Annotated in this window: 17 protein-coding genes; all 17 read right to left on the bottom strand. The window is 59.3% G+C overall.

What is annotated here, in order from left to right; genetic code table 11:
• Positions 1 to 79: 79 nt before the first annotated feature.
• Positions 80 to 946, bottom strand: a complete 867-nt coding sequence (locus LQ222_RS00730; protein ID WP_230163858.1) for a carbon-nitrogen hydrolase family protein — start codon at positions 944 to 946, stop codon at positions 80 to 82.
• A 75-nt stretch (positions 947 to 1,021) separates the two neighbouring features.
• The gene (locus LQ222_RS00725; RefSeq protein ID WP_230163857.1) at positions 1,022 to 2,266 is read right to left on the bottom strand and encodes an asparagine synthase-related protein; all 1,245 of its coding nucleotides are present in this window, start codon (positions 2,264 to 2,266) and stop codon (positions 1,022 to 1,024) included.
• A gap of 2 nt (positions 2,267 to 2,268) precedes the next feature.
• A complete protein-coding gene (locus LQ222_RS00720) occupies positions 2,269 to 3,042 on the bottom strand; it encodes a hypothetical protein (RefSeq protein WP_230163856.1) in 774 nt (257 codons plus the stop codon).
• Between the two features lie 25 nt (positions 3,043 to 3,067).
• Positions 3,068 to 4,906, bottom strand: a complete 1,839-nt coding sequence (locus tag LQ222_RS00715; RefSeq protein WP_230163855.1) for a hypothetical protein — start codon at positions 4,904 to 4,906, stop codon at positions 3,068 to 3,070.
• Positions 4,903 to 5,766, bottom strand: coding sequence for an FkbM family methyltransferase (locus tag LQ222_RS00710; RefSeq protein ID WP_230163854.1), 864 nt, complete (start codon positions 5,764 to 5,766; stop codon positions 4,903 to 4,905). Before LQ222_RS00710 ends, LQ222_RS00715 begins: the two co-directional genes overlap by 4 nt.
• Before the next feature lie 43 nt (positions 5,767 to 5,809).
• Entirely contained in the window at positions 5,810 to 6,109 is a 300-nt protein-coding gene (locus LQ222_RS26330) for a Rieske (2Fe-2S) protein (protein ID WP_374202142.1), read from the bottom strand.
• Positions 6,110 to 6,126: 17 nt separating this feature from the next.
• The gene (locus LQ222_RS00705) at positions 6,127 to 7,188 is read right to left on the bottom strand and encodes a DUF6687 family protein (RefSeq protein WP_230163853.1); all 1,062 of its coding nucleotides are present in this window, start codon (positions 7,186 to 7,188) and stop codon (positions 6,127 to 6,129) included.
• Positions 7,189 to 7,193: 5 nt separating this feature from the next.
• On the bottom strand, positions 7,194 to 8,222 hold the full coding sequence (locus LQ222_RS00700) for a Gfo/Idh/MocA family protein (protein WP_230163852.1): 1,029 nt from the start codon (positions 8,220 to 8,222) through the stop codon (positions 7,194 to 7,196).
• Entirely contained in the window at positions 8,219 to 9,772 is a 1,554-nt protein-coding gene (locus tag LQ222_RS00695; RefSeq protein WP_230163851.1) for a carbamoyltransferase C-terminal domain-containing protein, read from the bottom strand. The genes LQ222_RS00700 and LQ222_RS00695 overlap by 4 nt, the downstream gene beginning before the upstream one ends.
• A gap of 1 nt (position 9,773) precedes the next feature.
• Complete coding sequence (locus LQ222_RS00690; RefSeq protein ID WP_230163850.1) at positions 9,774 to 10,904, bottom strand: alkaline phosphatase family protein; 1,131 nt, start codon at positions 10,902 to 10,904, stop codon at positions 9,774 to 9,776.
• A 9-nt stretch (positions 10,905 to 10,913) separates the two neighbouring features.
• Entirely contained in the window at positions 10,914 to 12,104 is a 1,191-nt protein-coding gene (locus tag LQ222_RS00685; protein ID WP_230163849.1) for a hypothetical protein, read from the bottom strand.
• Positions 12,101 to 12,532: an NUDIX hydrolase gene (locus LQ222_RS00680; RefSeq protein ID WP_230163848.1), complete on the bottom strand. Its 432-nt coding sequence runs from the start codon at positions 12,530 to 12,532 to the stop codon at positions 12,101 to 12,103. The genes LQ222_RS00685 and LQ222_RS00680 overlap by 4 nt, the downstream gene beginning before the upstream one ends.
• Positions 12,529 to 15,234: a leucine--tRNA ligase gene (gene leuS / locus LQ222_RS00675; protein WP_230163847.1), complete on the bottom strand. Its 2,706-nt coding sequence runs from the start codon at positions 15,232 to 15,234 to the stop codon at positions 12,529 to 12,531. The genes LQ222_RS00680 and leuS overlap by 4 nt, the downstream gene beginning before the upstream one ends.
• Before the next feature lie 439 nt (positions 15,235 to 15,673).
• Entirely contained in the window at positions 15,674 to 15,931 is a 258-nt protein-coding gene (locus LQ222_RS00670) for a hypothetical protein (protein ID WP_230163845.1), read from the bottom strand.
• A 2-nt stretch (positions 15,932 to 15,933) separates the two neighbouring features.
• On the bottom strand, positions 15,934 to 16,305 hold the full coding sequence (locus tag LQ222_RS00665) for a hypothetical protein (RefSeq protein WP_230163844.1): 372 nt from the start codon (positions 16,303 to 16,305) through the stop codon (positions 15,934 to 15,936).
• Positions 16,306 to 16,464: 159 nt separating this feature from the next.
• Entirely contained in the window at positions 16,465 to 18,300 is a 1,836-nt protein-coding gene (locus tag LQ222_RS00660; protein ID WP_230163843.1) for a glycoside hydrolase family 55 protein, read from the bottom strand.
• A gap of 12 nt (positions 18,301 to 18,312) precedes the next feature.
• The gene (locus tag LQ222_RS00655) at positions 18,313 to 20,313 is read right to left on the bottom strand and encodes a phage tail protein (RefSeq protein ID WP_230163842.1); all 2,001 of its coding nucleotides are present in this window, start codon (positions 20,311 to 20,313) and stop codon (positions 18,313 to 18,315) included.

Raw genomic sequence — 20,313 nt, 5'->3', positions numbered from 1 at the left:
TCATGGCGAACTCCGTGGAATGCAGGATGCCGAGGGTCCCAAATGAGAGCGCGTCCAGAGCAAAGGGAGTGGACTAGAATTACTTTTCGAACGGGCGCCCGAGAAAATCTCGACGATCAAACTCGACCAAGCCAGATGGCCGCCCGATTGCGGCGTAGAGGTTGGGCCGCCGGAAAGCGTCTCCCCAGCCGCAGCTCGAGCGATAGTGCCGCAGCTTATCGAGATCAATCGCGCCAATAAGCGCCTGCTCGGTCCCGCCTGCGATGGCAACTACCTCCCCTTCAGCATCGACAGTTAGCGAGCGACCACCGAGCGGCTGCGCATAATTCGCCATCGCCATTGCTATTGCGTTCTCAAATGCTCGAGCCTGAAACTGCCCAATGCGCTTCTGATCCAATACACAACAGTTGGCTGTCAAAACGATCTCGGCACCGCCAAGCATGAGGCATCTGGCGCTCTCCGGAAACTCGCGATCGTAGCAGATCATGCAGCCGACCTGGACCAGTCCGCATCGCGTGTGAAGCGTTGCAGTCGAAAAACTCTTACCGGCTACGAAGCGCGCCTCGAAATCGAAGGCAGCCAAATGAACTTTATCATAGAGGAGCCTCAGCTCGCCATATTGGTCGAACAAGAACATGCTATCGTAAACTGAAATTCCTGCTCGTCTCAGCGCGCCAACGGCCACTGCGCACTTGTTCTGGCGGGCATATTGCTGAAATCGTTGAATAAAAATATCGTCTTCGCCGTCAACCGCAGCATCAATGTTGATCTGCCATCGCCGCTCCGGGGGCAGGCCATCGTCGCTAAAGCCAACGTTGAGGATCTCCGGTAACAACACGATATCCGGGTGCGCGCGAGCTGCCTCTTCAAGCAGTTTCTCTGTGAGTTCAAGGGCAGCGATCTTCGGATACCGAACTCCACTCGGTACCGCATCAGGCTGGATCACTGCAATCGTCAGAGTTTGTTTTGACATAGCTTGTGCGCCCACAGGATTGCTGATGATTTCAAGAGCTTGACCACCCTACCTTTTCCTGGGCCCGAATCCAGTTTTCTGACCAGCTGCCCAGGCGATATGATGTGACGACAGAATCGACGCTAGCGGCGCCTTGTAGGCGCTATTCTTCAAATTTTGGCTCAACCACAAGAATTCCTGTACCAGAGCCCAATCGAGGAATGGATAACGCGCCTCAATACCAAAGGCACCAGCGATGTGCTCTTCCTTGGCAAGAAATGCACGCTGGCAACCGCCGCTAAAGTTCACCCATGGCTCTAGTTTCTCTGGAAAAATACCCCGTAACCCGCCAACTGCCGGCCAAAACGGATAATCGGCATAAATTTCGTCGGCACCTTGCCCAGACAGCACAATGCGTTTCCCCTCAGAGTGTGCATGTCTGTACAGCAAGCACGAAGCGATGGCGCCGACATCGTCAGTCATGAGTTCATAGGGAAGAGTCACCCCCGCAACGCTGCCATAGCAATACTCCTCGACGTACTCCTTAAGGAACGATCGAGCCCACGCGACGTCTGCGTCCTCCTCATCGACCCACGCAGCATTAAACTGTTCCACTCTTTCACGCAGCACCTCCATATTTTCGGATCCGGCGAGGGAGTAGGATGAAAACTTTATTCCAAGTTCTTGCATTATCACTGCTATGACGCCACTATCATAGCCCGCACTAAGACCAATAAAGCAATCATGAACAGCGCGCTTTTCGATCGACCGCTTGAGCGCTCTCGTCCAGTCGTCTAAGTTAGTCTTATGTTGATTTCGGAAATCAAAGGGACGTACGATAAACGATTTTTCGCCACAGTCGAAGGAGCGTACTAAAAGCGTATTAGGCGGCAATTGTATGCCTTGTCCAAGTGCCCCGACGTAACTCGAGCAACGGAGCCCATCGATCCAAAGTGGTTTGGAGCTAAAAGGATCAGTGATGAACACCGCTTCGCGCTTAGCAAAATCGTAAAGTGCGATCGCGAATTCGCCATCAAGTTCACGCGCGAAGGCAGACCCGAACTTCCGGTAGAGAGGAATAATAACCTCGCCATCGCTCACCGTATGTGGATGATTATAGATCTCGCCATTAAAGACGCACACAATATCGCCATCGACCAAAGGCTGCGGAAGAAGCGATCCCGTTATGTGAAGCAGAAAGTGACTGAACCTGAACCCCCCACGCACAACCTCACCATGATGATCGGGCCCGCGGCGACGCACCCTCTCAGCAAGCACGGGAGCATCGTCAAAGTCTACGATGAAGCCGCACATCGCTACCCCTCCTTCCTGTCCATCCCGTTAACGATCCTTGCCTGGGCGCGTTCGCAGAGCTCTAGCCCCCGCACCCAATGTGCGCCAAATGGATCACGTCGAAGTCGCTCTAACAGCAATTCCTCATCGGCGTCGAACGGTTGCCACTGCCGAGCAACCAGACGCGCCATTTCTAGTCGTCTCAGCGCCTTCACGCGGTCTTCCGGATCAGCAAGGTAGGAGCGGGCTTCAGCAACCAAACGTGAAATCACGAAAGCAAGATCAGCTTCACCCGCAACGAGTACGCTCTGTGTTAGCTGATCATCCTCGGTCAGCCAGTGGGCAAAGTTCAATGAGCATCTGAGCGCCGTTACCATGCAGCGACGACGCATGCAGAGATCGGAATAATCTTCCCCACGCGAATCTTGAAAGAGCGGAAAATCTGTGTCGGGCGCGCGGCTGGGATCCGCCAATATTTCGAATGGTATCGAGATTAAGTCAACACTGGTATTTTTACCTCCAACGTATAAAGGAAAATTTCGCACGTCAATATTACCAATACCCCAAGTCACCGCAACGAGGTCAACGTCGTCCCACCCAAGATTGTCATATGTAAAACTTCCAATGACACCCACTGCCAAAGTCCCGCTCCCAATTTTCTCTTCGCAAACCGCCAAGAGAGCTGCGCGACCATCCGGACCAAGCGAATGGAGGCGCTTGTGCCAAGCATCCTCATCCAGCAGTACTCCGGTTCGCAATTTTACCTTCCCGGCACCGCTGAACGGCGGCGGGCGCAACGGACACCGGCAGCTATGTGACGGATCAGCCCCCAACGCTTCCAGATCCTGATGCCGAACAAAACCACGAGACACCCCTCTCGCGGAGCGCAGTATTCAATCGCTCGCGCGTTCGCACGTGGCGTTCAATTAGGTTGGATTCGGCGCCGGCGCACGCGAGTAGTTCTATTTCAGCCACGGCATCGGATTCGTCCAACATGAAGTGGTTTCGGATGGACCTTGCCGCGCGGCTATAGCTCGCGTCTACAGGATTTTGCTCTAGAACTTTGCACCAATGCTGCGCACGCTCTCGCACCGCGCGCGCCCACGTTGATGATATGGCGAGAGCCGCCTCTTCCTTCCAAACATCTGCGAAATTGCTCACTTGACCGTGGGAAGCGCGAATCTCTATTGCCTCAAGCGCCGACAGGAACGCGTACATTATCTCTTCGTTGTAAAGATACCCACCGAAGTCCTCCTCGCCGCGCATGCCGAATTTCCGATTGTGGGTCATGTATACAGGCGCCCACCCAATTGGCTGTCCCGTGGATGCGTTGTGCTGGGTGCCGGTCACAAAGTCCTGGACCCGCACACGCGTACCCGCGAATCCGAACGACACACCCGCCCCCCCCGCCAATCGTAACGTCAGCGTAGTCGTGATCAGCTTGGATCGGAAGACGAGGGCCGGCAGCGTTGGCGCGGTAGGCGCAAATCGAGATGGCTCGGCGCCGCGCAAGCTCTCACGACGGAGGAGAGCCCCTTCAAGTAACCAACGAGCGCTATGATCTTGTATGCCTGCGATGTGAGTTACCCAATATTCCGCGTTACCCGACAAATGATGCAATTTTATTTTCCGATACGACTCATCATCTCCGTCCCTGACTTCGTCACCAGTCAGGCATAGCGAGTCGCTCACCCTGATGGCCGACATAAAGTCTACCGGGATCTGGACCCCCAGTCCGACAGCAGGCTCGCCGCGCTCTATGAGAACGTCCTCCCCGACCGAGGCGACACATGACGTTTCGAGTCGACTTAGAATATCTTCGTTAACTTCAACGCTGGGAAGAACGTCGTGGTCAAAATTCAAAATACTTACGTCTGGTCCGAAATAGGAGAAACAGCAATTCAGATTTCCTCCTACACTCGTACTGAAAAGCTCTTCTATAGACGAGTCGTCTAGCGCCTTGGCGGCAGCAGAGACAAACGCGTCGATCGACGGCATCTCCGCGACCGACGAGTGTTTTCGACCGAGATAAACGACCGGGCATGGCTCGGCAGAGTGCCGAACAGCCAACCGCTCGATTGCGCGCTGCAAATCCTCAGTCGACGATCCGTCGAACAAGACAATAGGAGCCTTCCAACCAAATAGGAGTGCGTTGTCCTGGAGCGCTAAGAGCAATGCCTCAACAAGATCGGGAGCGTTGAATGCTGGAATTGTGATCGCCAAACGCTTGATCGAGCTCACGGCTACGTTGCCATGCGCATGAAAATGAAAGCACCCGCCATCCAACAACCGATCTAATTCTAATCGGTCCAAACTGCATATTTCATGGAGTATCGTCTGCAAATTCAGCGCTTGTGGGCGGAATTTCGCCAATTCAACCAAGTTAAAGGCTAACCAGCGGTCATCTGCGGGCCGCGTTACGATATAGTGACCCCATACGAAGTTCGAAACGTTAATCGCCCACGCGTCGTTAGGATCAACTGACGCGCACAAGGCTTCCCCGTTCACAAGCGCGCGCAGTCTTGCACAATCGGAGAGCGTATGTCCCAACCGCCTAGCGATCTTCGCCAACGCGCCCCAACGACCGACGGTTTTTGCCGGACGTAGGCCTACGGACTTAGCGCGAAGCGCAAGGAGGCTGTCGGCCAGATTCGCGCTCATGGCTCGCCCCATCCAAGGACACCGGCACCCATCGCCAGCCAAAGCTTCCCCCGCCACCAACCAACTCCACCGCGCAACGCCGGTTGACGTCCGTTTGTGATGCGGCGGTACCATCGATCGCCGCCTATCCGAGGTACGCATGCCGCATAGTGCTCACCAAGGGCACCAAGGTGGCTAAAGCGTTGGTTGACAGCTGCAACAATCCAAAAGACGCCCTCACCCGCGTAGACGATCTCTTCGAGGACGTATACGCGAAAGCCTGCCTCGGTTAGCCGATGCAGCACCGCGGCTGGATCGCGCCGCTCACGCGAGAGGGCTGGCGTTAAGTGAAGCTCCATGATGACCAGGCAGACTGACCGGATTTGCATCGGAAACAGCGAGTCAAGGATCGCGTACTCGGCACCTTCGCAATCGAGCTTAAGCACAACATCACTACCCTCCGCGATGGATTCGAGAATGTCTCTGATCGAATGAGCCTTCACGGGGATGGCGCAAGCGTCGCCTTCGAGCGCGCGAGTGATCGAACCTCCGCGGTTCGACGTATTGACGTATAGGCTCAACTCACCTTCGCGCGCGTCAACGGCGACGTTAAAGCAGTGAGCACGGTTGCGCTCCACTTCAAAGGCAAGGTTTTTGATAAGAAAACTAAAATTCTCCGAATCGGGTTCGTAAACAAGCACAGAAGCACCATCAAACAGCGCCAGAACGGCGGCTGAAAATGTCCCAATGTGACCACCCACATCGACGAACACAGCATTATTCAGGCCGATTTCCCTGGAGAGCCGGTACTGATTGTCCCGCAGCACCTCGTTCGCAATATCAGCATCCGTGACCGATAGCGCGTTATCGCGACGTATCAAGCGCGCGTTCAGGCCCTCGAGAATATTGTGCGTGTCGTTGGCATTAGCCGAGCGAGACATAAGCAACCACGCCGTCTAAGGTGAGAGGCCATGTCTTAAGCGCGCACTTCGATGGGCCAGCAACCAGTGCACCGTCTGCGATTCGGAATTCAGAACCATGCCAAGGGCAGACTATAACCCCTGATGCGATCAGCCCGGTCGCTAAAGGCCCGCCGCGATGTGGACACGTTGCGGAGACTGCGTAGACTACGTTCTCAAACCGTATCGCTAGCATATCGACCCCGGACACGCCCACAATCCTTGTCTCGCCTTCGGCAAGTTCCTCAACGTTAGGGATCAACACGAACTGCTGCAAAGCGGTCACGAGGCCCCTCCCACGCGCGGATGTCCATGTTTGGCCATCCAAGGCGGACGCACAAGCATTTCGGGGTGCTTATCGTCTTCGAGCGGTAGTCCCATAGACGGGGTCCACAACGACCTTCTGGCTAGTGCATGATCGAGAAAGTAACCGGCTATCAACTCAATCAGCGCTCCGGGCGTGATTGATGAATCGTTGATGTTAGCGTCACCACCGAAGAAGAGCACGCGTGGATGCGCCGCAAGCATGCCCTCGGCGATCCAAACGCCGTTTTGCTCATGACGGTTCAAAACTTCCGCCATTGGGCTCAGCGGCGCGCGACCTGGCACGTTACGCGACACCATCTCGACAAATGATTCATAACGGTAGAGAAACTGCGTACGCCGTCCTGGTACACAGACAATCAGCCGGGTCTCCGGCAGAGCGGCATTGATAGCGTACGGATGCAATGCATGCTCACTTGTTACGAGAGCCAAGTCTAGATCCGGTCGTCTCAAAACCTCCGTGCCGCCGGCGCCCGTGCGCAGGCTGTCCAAGGAGAGCATCACTTGGGTAAACTCAGAACGCCAACTCAACTCGTGGGCAAACCTTCCGGCCAAGCACCTCTCGACTGCCGGCAAAACGCTTGCGTACAGATGCGCAGTCCACAGGTCGGCACCTGAGACGCCAGCGTGCGCTGCTTCACACGCGAAATCTTGTTCAATTGCGAGCAGATCAAACGTAAGTTCGAGACTTTCTACCGTTTCGAAGCGATCAAAATCTTCTGTTGACGCGGCCTGAGTCAGCAGTTGCGCATGCTCTAACGCGGCAGCGGGGAAGATGGCGCACCACGCGGCCAGCAGGCCATCGACGTCGAAGTGATCGACCGTTACCTGCTCAATTGACCGCGTCGAATCCCCGTCTGCTCTAAGCCATGCGATAACCGCTTCGGTGCTCGTGTCGCGTTTAAGGTGGGCTGGTGTTCTGTTGCCGGGCCAGTGGCTCAGCTCCAGTGTGCAATGCGGCGTCCGCACGAAGCTGTCGACCACGAGCGTGGGCCTGGGCAGCAACTTGAAATGGGGCACGTATCTCACGTTGCACCCTGCGACCGGCGCGCACACAGCTGCAGTTCGGCTGCGAGCGCTACCCGGCGCTCGCAACGCTCCAATGCGAAGCTTCCTAGGTCCCCGCCGTTGATGCGCTCCGCGAAGTCTCCCAGCATCATCAGGTAGGGATCGAATTCACCAAACCGCTCTGTCCGGGCGCCGCGTACAAGGTGGACGGGCAAAGGCTGCTCGCTATCAATTCCAACTGCCCAGGGCTGGTTCAGCGTGACCGAATCGTCCGCACCACGCAAAACAAGGCGTTGGCGTGGCGTATCGACGAAGGAGCAGAAGATCCGAGCCGTGATGCCACCCGCCGCCGCAAGTGTGGCCTCCATCGCGGTCTCCACTTGGTTGGGCCCGTTGCCCGCCCAAGAGAAGCGCGCCTCAAGAATGTCCAGAATCCCCGGACAGAATTCTAGAACTGCGCCGAGACAATAAGGTCCAAGGTCGTTGAGCACGCCTCCGCCCAAACTGCGGGACCAACGAAACCGGTCATCTTCACTCAGGTTAAACGTAAACTCCGCCTCGATTGAACGCAACTGCCCTAAGGCGCCCCGGCGCCACAAATCGTGTAGCCGCCTAATTTGCGGATGATGACGCCACATGTCGACTTCGCGGACGACGCGGCTCACTGCGCGTGCGCAAGCGCGAATCCTTGCTACATCGTTTACGTTCAGCGCGATCGGCTTTTCGCAGAGAACGTGCTTATTAGATTGCAATGACTTGAGCGTCCAATGCGCGTTAAGTGATGGCGGCAAGCTGATATAGACAGCGTCGATATCGGGATCTGCAAGTATCCAATCAAATCCCGGTCCCCATCGACTGACATTAAGGGTATGCGCCAAGGCTTGCGCGCTGCGTGCGCTACGAGACGCAATAGCCACCACATTCACGCGAGACTCGCGCTTGAATGCCGGCGCCATGGCCTCGCGCGCGATAGTCGATGCGCCCAAGATGCCGATCTTGATCGGGGGTTTGGGCGTCCCGACCACCGCGCCGAAATGTCCACTCAAGCGTCTGCCCCCACAAGCAGGTTGTTACCGACACAGAGCGCGTCAATACGACCGGCCCTTAGCAGCTTCATTGACTGAGCCGGATCGCCGTGGATTGGCTCGCCTCCGGCATTGAGAGAAGTGTTCAAAACCAATGGAACACCTGTCAGTTTAAAAAAAGTGGTGAGCAGCGTGTTGAACGCTTCCAACTCGGGCGTCTCTGCATTCACGGTCTGAATACGACAGGTGCCATCGTGGTGCACGATGCCCGGAATCAGCGCATGGCGCTCCTCTCGCGTCTTAATCGCCCGCAGCATGTATGGCGAAGGTGCGTTCGTCTCAAACCAACTCGTTACATGCGGTTCTAAAATACTTCCAGCGTATGGGCGCCAAGGTTCGCGCCGCTTAACTCTCTCGTTAAGCACCGCCTTCCCGTCGCTGATCCGCGGATCCATCAAGATCGATCTATGGCCTAGCGCTCTCGGCCCGATTTCGCCGTTTCCCTGCATCCAGCCGACGATCTTTCCCTCAGCTATCAGTTCAGCCACCTGTTGCGCGACTTCCCGCGAGGCGAAACCGACATCACAATCATCTTGGATGAACGGAAAAGCAGCGTAATCTGTAGCGGGCAGACGGAGCTTGCGGCGAAGAAACTCGATACATCCCAGCGATAGCCCTCCATCGTAGGCGTGCGGCGGTATCTCAAGCCGTGGAAAAGCCTCGAAAAGCGCCGTGTTGAACACCGTGTTCTGGGCGCAGCCGCCCGCATAGACAATTTGCGTGTCGCTGCTGCAATACGCGCTAAAGAAGCGCAGCACAGCGCGCCCAAGGGCGTCATGCGCAGATGCCAGCCAATCCAGGAAGGCCTGGTTCCGGATATCAAAAAAATCTGTCGCGCCCCAGACCTGACGGCCTTGCCAAGGAATGGTGTAAAGCAGGCGATCAGGAAGGCTAATCGGATCAGCCATCTCGAGATCGGATACAAACTCTTTGCATACATTGCCATAGGCTTGTGCGCCCATGACCTTTCCGGCGAGATCGACGTCGTCGCCAGACAAGCCTAGCGAGATGCCGACCCGGTTGAAGAAGCGTCCAATTGTAAAATCGGAAGAAGACAGCATGGTTTGCGCATCAAGCTCTCCGCTAAAACGGACTACTCGGGCACGAATGCCATTGTCGCCGCGCCCGTCGATTGCGATACCAACGATGTTTGCACCAGCCATTTCTGGCATTGCGCTTAAGACATGTGCATAGTGGTGATCGAGACAGTAGGTCTTCGCATTTGGCGCCAGCGAGCCAATCGAAGGCAACGAGCACCAGAGCTCTTCGCCTATACAGGAACCCAATCCGTTTCGGTTACCGTCGGTGAATGCAACGTAATCCGGACGAATGCCCCACTCGTCGCAGGCCACTCTGATAGCATCAAGCGCAACGCGCTGGTGCTTGATCCCGCTCATGCGCTCAAACTTGCGATAACGAAGCTTGCCGTCGACTCGGGCGGCGACGTTCGAGTCGTGAAGCCCTAGATAGAACCCCAACAGTGTCGGCTGCTTTGAATCACCGAGTGCCATCTCACACTAACTCAGCAAAAAACGCCAGCATCTCCTCACGGGAGACGCCGCCGTGCTCGAAGGGAGAATCGGGCATTGCGCCCGGAAATCGACCGTCGCCAGATACCACCACAAGCTCGCCTATACGCTCAGGCTCCAGCAAGGGACTTGCATGATATGCGTCGATGAACTCTTTCCTAGTCATTACGATACCATCTGCACCTACCGCCGCTACCAAGCGAGCGCGCGCTGCGTCGATCTGACTACCCTTGGGGTAGACATAGATAATGCGCCCGCCGCCACCGACGGGACAGCGGCATAGATCTAGCAAGGCCTCATCCGTTAGGAGGCTATGTTCGCTTGGCGGCTGATGCCGCATGCCATGATCCGAAATGAGGAACGCTTTCGCGCCAGATCGATTGGCAAAACGCGCAGCCCATTCTACGCTCTCTCGCACGGCCTGGTCGACCGCTACGTCGACCCCATGATCATGGATGTACCAATCGACATTGAGGTATGCGAAGACAAAACTATGCGACGATTCCAAGAGCTCCCCCGCTTGCTCGAGCACTTCCCGCGCCAGCTTGACTGGATTGGAGAAGCGCTCCTCTGGACTACCACTCAACCACCTGCACTGAGCCTGATCAGTCCAAAGGCCAATTAGAGCGTTCCCGTCGAGCTCTGCAGGGAAGCCCAGGCAATGCGCGTCCCAACCGCGTTGGACCCAATCGCTAATTATTGTTTCGCGAGCTGGGCTTATATCGTACCTGTCTACAATTCCAGCCGCCCGAAGGCGCGTGTCGAAGAAAAAGACGCTCGTCTTTTGTGCCGGCATATATTGGGCCGCACCGTAGACGCCGTGACGCGACGGTGGGGCTCCTGTCATGATAGTTGTCCAGGCCGTACTCGACGTCGTCGGCACTGTCGACAGCATCGGTGAAAGTCGGACGCGTTTGTGCGCACCAAACAAGCGTTCTGCATGGCGGTGAGAAAGTCCGTCAAGGCCAATTAGGACGCACCGTGTAGTGCTCATTCCTTCGCTTGCCAAGATGTAGCTGCGTATGTCCGCCAGCGTCTGAGGGCCCGCTAGAGCAGACTGGGCATCTGCTTGGAAGAACCGCCAAAGTTCGTCGGAAGTGGAGACGAATTTCATCTTGCGCTCTCAGGTTAGGTTAGAGTGCACGCTCAAACCCGCCTGCCTAAAGTCGTCATAGCGGAAGCCGCTCACAACGCGGCGCTTGAACGTTTCGGTGAGCAATAGATTGGATAATGAATGCACGTCGCCATTCCGCTCCGCTTGCTCCAGGAGCGCTTGTCGCCTGGCTTTGCGACCCGCATCCAACCGCAGTTTCCAGTGGGCCCGGTTCTTTTCATTCAGGCTGTCCAGGATCAAGCCCCAAGCCCGCGCATAGCCTAGGTAGGTAGCGGACCACTGAAGGATGTTGATTTTCCTTGGGTGCTGTACCGCGAGCGTCGAATCATTGTGAAGGTACCAATCGCCATTCTCTACGCGCCGCGACCATTCCTTACCAAGCGACTCGATGGCAAGAATCCCCAAACTTATTCCGCCAAGACCGCTCTCCGGCAACCCATGAGCCGGGAAGGTAGCGCCCCGCATCATCAGCGCTGCGCCGCCGTGGCAGTATGGCTTCGGCACGCGCTTGACAAAGTCGCTACTTCCCGAAGCCTCGATCGCACGCGCAAACATATCTGGCGGCGGGCTGAAGTCAAAGTAATGGCCGCTCGCCAAGAGACATTCGCCTGCCGTGACGCGTCGCATAAGTGCGTGCACGGCTGGGCGCTGGTCGCCGACGATCTCGGCGTCGTCGTCCATGAAAACCAGAACCAACTCATCAAATTTCAAACCGAAGGTCTCACGCAGCCAGCCTACGGAGCGATTGTATGCTTGTGGCAAAGCGAATGGCCCATCGCTTGCCAACGTCACCACCTTGAAGTCGGGCAGCAGAGCCGCTGGATCACATGCCTCTTGCGCATTCAAAACCACCACGCACTTCGATGGATCGAAGTTCCTCGCAATCGATGAAATGCACAGGACCTTGAGATACTGCGATTCATTAGCCAGAGGAACAATGACTGCGTGCGTAACACTCTGCAAATCCGTCACCGCGTCATTAGTGCGGCAGCGGAAGCTCGAACTCAGCGGAACTGGTTCGTGCTGGAGCAAGCGGTGAGCAATGCCCACAGATTTAACAATTTCATCAACGACAAACTCCAATCGTGCCGCGAGTCCCTCGTTCCTGCGAAAAACGCTCTGAACCTCAGGCAATAAAATAAAGTCGCCATGAGCGGCGATTAATTCATTTCCAATTCGCGTTTCAATCTCCGGTCTCACGGTACATCACTGCTCCTCAAGAACTCAGATGATCCCGTACGGGCAAACTCAACGAGGCACGAAACCCACGCTCTTTGACGAAGCGAAAGACCCGTCGGCAGCACCGAAGGCTTGAACCATTCCACGGCCGCGATCTCTCCTCCGGGCACGAACGTCGGCGCCAAATAACTTCCTGAAGCGTAATAGACGAATGCGACTGAGTAATTCAATCGAGAATAGAACGCAGAAACTAGATTTACGTCTAGGAGAGTGACGCCGCTCTCCTCGAAAACTTCACGCCGCAGCGCCTGTTCGATGTCCTCGCCACGCTCGACGCTCCCTCCCGGTAACGACCAGCCGCCATCGCCATAGGCGCGGCGCACCAGCAGAATGAAATCGTCATGGTTCCGTACAAGACAGAATGCGCCTAGATTTCTGCTCTCGCTCACGCGGCACCGCGAACGACGTTCACGAGCTTGGGCCGGCCTGTCGCCTTGTCACGGACTATGATGACTTTGACCCCAGCGGTGGCTTCCAACCAGGGCTTGGCCAAGGCTACAGCGATAGAGTGCAAGCGTTCATCGTCGGCGTTGGCGTCGACCTCAACCTCAACGCGCTTACGTCCACTTACCTGGAGCACGACGTTCACCGTGTCGTCCATCTCGGCATTCGCGGAAACGGCGGGCCATGCCGCTTTATTCACGCTGCTCTTTTCGCCTAGTATGCTCCAGAGTTCTTCGGCGAGGAACGGCGCAAACGGATTTAGCACTACTAAGAATTCTCGATGCGCCTCTTTGGAAATCGGCAGATGCTCCACAACATTCATAAACTTCATGATCTCTGACACGCAAGTGTTTAGCCGTATATTCTCTAGATCACTGGAAACTTCCTTAACTAAGGTTACTAGGGCGCGCGTCACTTTGCGTGGCTGTTCCTCACGCGCACACCATTCGCGCGGCTGAGTCTCATCTTCCGCGGATACAGAGAATGACCAGATCCGCTTTAGCAAGCGCGCTGTCGAAGCAACCTTGTCGGTCTCCCAGACGCGTGGACCTTCCACCGGCCCCATGAACATGAGGAACATCCGGAAAGCGTCGGAGCCGAATCGCGCAATCACCTCATCCGGTGTTACGACATTGCGAAGAGATTTCGACATCTTGGTAGTAATACGCTCGACCAACTCTCCACTTGATTGGTGCACAAAGCGGCCGTCCTCCGCTTCAATCACCTCATCCACGGCGATGACAACGCCCCTTGCGTTCTTATAAGCGAAAGATACCAGCATTCCCTGATTGACGAGCTTCTTAAAAGGCTCGGCATAGGGTATTAGCCCCAAATCATAGAGCGCTAAGTACCAGAATCGAGAATATAGAAGATGCAGAGTCGCGTGCTCAGCGCCACCTATATAAAGATCGACTGGCCCCCAAGCCTGCATCATTTCCCAAGATGCGAATCCCTTCTCGTTGTGCGGATCAGTGAAGCGCAGCGGATACCAACATGATCCGGCCCAATTGGGCATTGTCGCCGTCTCACGCACGCCGCGTCGGCCTGTCGCCGGATCGACAACGTTGATCCAATCCACTGCGCGGCCAAGCGCCGACTTGCCGCCGCCCGCCGGCTTAAAATCCTCAACATGCGGCAATAGCAGCGGTAGATCGCCATAATTTAGCGCAGTTGTTTCCCCATCTTCCCAATGAATGACCGGGATCGGCTCACCCCAATAGCGTTGTCGTGCAAATATCCAGTCGCGGATGTTGTATCGAACTGAGCGCCGGCCAAATCCATTATGTATTGCGTACGAGGTCAAAGAACTACGTGCTTCGCCGCTTGGCTGGCCTTCACGATACGCCTTGTTGTGCGGTCCCGGAGCTTCGGCGATCATCGCGCCGGCATCTACGAAGGCGGCAGCCTTAATGCTGACTGGAATAGTTGGGTCGGTCGGCCGCACAACCGGGATCACCTCAATTCCGTAGAGGTGGGCAAACTCCCAGTCACGCTCATCATGCGCAGGCACGCCCATCACTGCGCCAGTGCCGTGGTCAGCCAATACATAGTCAGCGACGAAAATCGGAGATCGCCTGCCAGTCAAGGGATTGATTGCGTAGCTGCCAGTGAACTCACCGGTCTTTTCGCGCGATGTTGTGCGGGACAAATCGCTCCTACGCGCAGAGGCACCGATGTAAGCGGCAACCTTCTCTCTGTGCTCATCCGTGACAAACCGGTTGACGTCTTTGACCTCGGGTGCAACGGCGAGAAACGTCACGCCGGCCAATGTTTCCGCACGCGTTGTGTATACCGTGATCGGCCGGTCGTGACCTTCAACATCGAAATCTAGCTCTACACCTTCGCTGCGTCCGATCCAGTTCCGCTGCGTCTCCTTGATGCCTTCTGGCCAGTCAAGCCCTTCAAGTCCGGCGAGCAACCGCTCGGCGAAGGAGCTAATTCGCATGATAACTTGTGGTAAATTAATGCGAATAACCTCGTAACCCTGCTCCGTCCGGCCGTCATATACCTCCTCGTTCGCGAGCACCGTGCCCAATTCTGGGCAATAATTTACGGGAGCGCTTGCAAAGTATACTAACCTTTTAGAGTCACGAAATTTTGCGATAGCCGACTGGCCGAGATCTGAGATTTCATCAGGGATCGGGAGCTCATCTATTGACCTGGCGCGCTGAGCACTTTCGTCGAACCAGGCATCATAGAGTTTCAAAAATAGAAACTGTGTCCAATGATAATATTCTGGCTCGCTTGTCGTGATTTCGCGGTCCCAATCATAGGACAAGCCAATTAGCTCCATCTGACGGCGATAGTTCTCGATGTTCCTGCCGATGGCATCCCGCGGATGCTCGCCGGTGCGGATGGCGTGTTGCTCGGCAGGGAGACCAAATGAGTCCCAGCCCATCGGGTGTAGAACGAGATCGCCACTCGCGCGCCGGTACCGCGCTACGATGTCCGTCGCCAGATAACCGACCGGATGACCGACGTGGAGGCCGTAGCCTGACGGGAACGGAAACATGTCAAGAACATAGAAGGTGCGCTGACCCGGCTCCGGATCCGGTGTCTTGTAAGTCTTCTGTTCACGCCAAATTCGCCGCCACCGTTCCTCGATAGCGGTGAAGTCGTAACCGGTTCTCTCTGCCTTCAACGACATTTAGGCTCCATCCGATTTCGCTCTCTGCTCGCCTAGCATGTGACCTACCCTACTTTACTCGATTCCACCCACACACTGAAGATTGTCTGCCGCTGTCGCGCGATGCTCATAAGATGTAAGAGACCGTTTGAGAATGCGCCGAATGGCGCATTCTGAAGCCCGGCACCGGCCCTCTCCCCCACCCGGCCACCCAACGACAGTATCCTGGATGGGTGGCCGGGTGGGGGAGAGGGCCGGTGCCGGCATTCTCAAACGGTCTCTAAGGCCGCTTTCAACCTTATCCGTTCACGCCAGTTCGCCATCAATCTCGACTTTGCCTTGGCGCCGCGCTCATCCGCAAGGGCAGCGTTTCATGTTATCGCCGCGGTATGGGGCGGTTTGCAATAGCAGTAGGGTGTGCCCGTTGGCGTTTGGGTAGGGAGCCTCTTATGGCTGATAGTTAAGGCACCCGCCGCTTCACGACCTCCACCGACAGCGTCGCCGTCGCAAGGTCGAACGTCGCCGCGGAGATGTTCCGCGCCATCACCCGCACCGTATTGGTCGACCACACGGCCGCATCGAGCTCGATGAACCGGGTCGACGACACCAGCGACGCTTGGCGCAGGGCGCCGGCCTGTGCCCCGTTTACTGTGAAGTCGACGTTCGCCGTCGCACCAGGTCCAAGGCTCGGCAGGTCCCGGTTGGTCTCCAGCGCCATCGTCAGCGCGGTTCAATGCCGTGCGCGAGCATCTTTGGGTCGATTGCTGGCTCATCCCATCGGCTGGCGACGGCCATCCAGCGCGCGACTTCGGCCTGCAGTTCCGGCGCGTCGGCACAGATGTGGAAGGTGTAGAGCCGGTTGACGATGTCACGCATCAGGGCGCGCATCTCATCATCGTCGATGCGCGAGACGTCGGGCCACGGGATACGTCGGCCATCTGCATCCACGACGAAGACGTCCGAATAGTCGCCCGTGCGGGTGGTGGGGACCTGGCCGGCGTGCAATTCCTCCAGGCTCGAGTTGCGCACGCAGATCATGGCCATGATCTTCGCGAGACGTGCTGCCACGCGCTGTTCGTCGTTCTTGCCCATGCGCCCATGGTAAGTCCCGGGGGCGGCATGAGCGCAATGCGTACGTGGCGAACAGGGCGGTGGGGACGCGGGGGGGTCAACGCGGCTTCGGGCCTCAGGGCGCGAAAGGGTGTCAACGGTCTCCTGGATCCAGAGCGCGTTGCATGTGCGAGATGCCTCTCACGGCACCCTGCGCTTAACCATCTGCACCGACAGCGCCGCCGCCGCGAGGTCCACCGTCGAGGCGCTGACGTTGCGCGCCGTCACGCGGACGCTGTTGTTGGACCACACATGGCAGTCCAGCACGAAGGCGATGCTGCTGCTGTCGAGCGAAGCATCTGCGAAGTCGCCCCGCCGCGCGCCCGGCACCGTGACGTCGACGTTCGCCGTCGCGCCGGGCCCAAGGCTCGGTAGGTCCCAACTCGTCTCCAGCGCCAGCGTCCGTGTCCCCGCCGGCACTGACGGACAGCCGTAGAGCACTGCCGGCGCATCCTCCGGCAGGCCGTAGAGCCGCAGCGCCTCGAGCTCGATCTGCCCGTCGAAGCCGATGATCCCGATCTGCGCGAAGGCGACGCCCGCGCCGAGCCGCACCGTCTGCCGCCGGTTCAGCGAGCTGTCCTGCATCACGGCACCGGCCTGCCAGCTCTTGGACGCGGTGTCCCACTGCAGGGTAGTGCCGGAGGCCAGCACGTCCTGCGGCTGGTTCTCCCGCACGGTGCCCGCGCCGTCGAAGCACCGCACGCAGAGCCGCCCGCCATCGGCGCCACCGACCAGCCAGTGCGCCAGGGCGAACTCCTTCGCGTGGGTGGTCTGCACCACGAAGGCGACGCCGCGATTGGCGTTCAGCAGCAGCCCCCGCCCGGTCGCGGCGATGCCGTCGAGCCCGTTCCAGGACAGCGCCGCCATGGTGGTCTCGGTCGTGGTGGAGGTCGCGATGATGCAGGCTCCCTCCACCCCGATCTCGGTGTTGCTGTGCCGGAAGGCGGCGGCACGCAGGTTCGGGATGTTGGCCAGCAGCCGCGTCAGCCGCGACGCCGGCGCGCGGTGGCGATTGTAGACCGCATTCCCGGCGCGCGTTGCTGTTGGCGCATAGCTGATGCTGATCGCGTAGGTTTGCGCCCAGGCCACCTCGTATTCGCAATCCGTCGCCGTCCCGGTGTGCTCGGCGACGAAGGGCGAGCAGGCTTCCATGCGGACCGCGCGAGCGATGATTGCGGTGCCCGCCGTCTCGTTCAGGAAGGGGATGGCGATGTTCGAGTCGAGCTGGCGGAGCTCGAAGTTCGGCGCGTCGAAGACATGCCGATTGTGGTTGTTGTACGCCTCGAGCGAACTGCGGGAGAAGCGGACCCCGTAGCGGTTGATCGCGGGATTGATGCCGGTGCCGCAGGCGAAGTGCCCACCATAGTATCGCACCGACGTGTTCCACGAGCCTGCCTGCGCGCAATGCACATCGAGGCCGATCCTGTTGTTCACCAACCGGCCAAGGACGAGCGTGGTGTCCTCGAAGCCGCGCGCGTCGCCCAGCGTGCGCAGCCCGATCGTGAAGCCCTGCGCGAGGCGCACGTCGACAAGCGACGAGTCGAGATTGCGCGCAAGGACGCCGATGTCGGCCTCGTCGAGCCAGTTCGATTGCACCAGCCGGGACACTTGAATGTTCGCGTAGACCTTTTCGGCATTCCGCACGGTGCCGCCATCGCCGAGCGTCAGCACGGTGGCAGGTGCGTTGGTGGCGCCGGTGTACCGGATGACGCCCTGCATGATCAGGCCGCGCGCGCCGCCGCCGAGCGTGACGCCGGCATCGACGTTCCAGGTGCCGGGCGGGATGACGGCGAATTTTTGGTCCGCCGCGGCGCGATCGAAGCAAGCCTGGAGGGCGGCGCGGTCGTTGGCGGCACCGTCGCCGAGGCCGCCGAAGTCGCGCGGCAGCACCGCCTCGCGGTCGCGGAGGTACTTCGCCAGGTCGGTCTTGGAGATGTTCTGGCCGAGGACCATCAGGTCGTCGATGCGGGCGGCCATGGCTGACTCCGATCAGAGCGCGGTGGCAGTGACGGGCCCGGCGAGGGCCGAGACGTTGCCCTCGGCGGAGACGGCGCGGAGCCAGTACCAGCGGGCCTGGCCGGCGGTGAGGCCCGTGCGGTCCCAGGGCAGCGCGGTGGGCTCGGTGGCCAGCTTCACAGCAGCGGCGAGGCTGGCGCTGCTGGCCTCGAAGATCTGCAGCCGCACGGCGTCGGCCGGGAAGCTGCCCGACAGCCGCACGCCGCCGGCGATGCCGAGCGCGTCTGGCGTGGTGATCGCGCCAGGGATGGCCGCCTCCCGCCAGCCCGACACCGCCCCGCTGCGGGCCACGGCGCGCGCCCGGACGGCGGTGGGCTCGGTGGTCGGGATGGACGCCGCGGTCGCGCCCAGGGCGCCGCCGTAGCCCTGCCAGGCGGCCACGGAGGCGGGGCGGAACTCGAGCTCGTAGCCGGCCAGGTATGCACTGCCGACCGCCGACCAGGACACGCCGAGGGCGGCAAAGCCGGTGGCGAGCGGCGTCTCGACGGTGATGCTGGTGGGGGCAGCGATGACCCCGGGGTTCGGCAGCACGACCGACGGGCTGTCGCTGGCGGCGCGCTCGTCCACCGCCGGGTTCCAGTCCCACACCGCTGGATCCTCCTCGGAGAGTGTGAGGTCGACACCGCCGTCGGGAGACAGCCGCCAGCCCGTCACCCGCGCCGGAAACGGCCCAACCCGGTCGAGCGCGACCGTCACGCCATCCCAGGGCCGCAGCCGCAGGGCCGAGAGGTTGGCCGGGAAGGCCACCTCGCGCTGCCGCCGGATCCGCTCCAGCTCGGCTTTCATCAGCCGCTGCACGGTCGCGACCGACGTGGTCAGCGGGTACTCCATGTCGCGGTAGATCTGCTCGCCGCCGTCCTCGGCCACGTAGTTCGAGGCCAGCAGCGGCGGCGCGTCGGTCGGCTGCCAGTTCTTCGCCGGGTCGACATAGACGGCCCGCACCCCGTTGAAGAGATCCCGACGCGGTCGGCTGCCCTGGAGGGTGACGTCGCCGCGCAGGTCGTCCGAGGTGAGCGTCGCCGCCGGCAGTGCCGGTCCGCCGGCATGGATGAAGAACCGTCCGCCCGAGACGACGAGCGCCCCAGCCATGGCGGCGACGAGCTTGCGGGTGATGGCGATCTTGCCCTCGCCGAGCGAGACGCGGCCGTTGACGGTGTAGCGCCGCTCCGTGACGCCGGCGCGGGTGCCGATCAGCTCGTCGCAGATGTTGGCCGCGGCGATGAGGGCGGGGATATCGATGTCATCCCAGGACGCCTTCCAGCCGAAGGGCGCGGTCAGGTACCAGGCGAGGCAGAGCGCCGGGTTGTCGGACCAGCCGGTCGCGCCGGTGCGCGGATCGAGGATCGTATCCGCCCCCTCGACGAGGGCAGCAATGTTCGGCGGGCCGGAGGGGAAGGCCTCGGCGGTGATCTTGAGGCGCACGGCGACATAGGCGCGGCCGCGGCCGCGGTGTTCCGAGGTCCACTTGCCGCCGGTCTCGGCGATCAGATTGGCGTTGGCCGCCTGGTCGGGATCCCCGAGGTGACGGTCGATGCGCACCAGCCCGGCGAACTTCGCATCGGTGGCCAGCGTGTCGCCAAGCCAGAGGTCGCCGATGGCGCGGACGCGGTGCGCGGCGAGCACGACGACGGCGTAGAACCAGCCATCGGCGCGGCCGGCGTTGTCGGTCCCGGAGTGGATGAAGACGATCGGCCCGCCGACCTTGCAGCGCCCGAAGACGATCTGGTGCTCGGTGATCGGCTGGCGGAAGGACTGGGTGCGGCCGGCGCCGGGCGCGGTCGGGTCGTCGCCGGGGCGCAGCGAGGTGGTCGGCGCCGGCGCGGTCGGCCGCTTGGCGGGAAAGACCGAGGCGCCGATGGTGGAGACCACGAAGGCGGCGCCGGCGCCGACGATAGCCCCGATGATGCCGCCGCCGACCGCGGCCGAGGCGACGCCGCCGGCGACGACGGCGATGAGCGGAACGGCGGCGGGCAT

Source organism: Roseomonas sp. CECT 9278 (assembly GCF_918698155.1).
In the GTDB taxonomy this organism is placed as follows: domain Bacteria; phylum Pseudomonadota; class Alphaproteobacteria; order Acetobacterales; family Acetobacteraceae; genus Neoroseomonas.
Note: the sequence above shows the minus strand (reverse complement) of the source record. Positions and strands in the feature narration are given on the sequence as shown.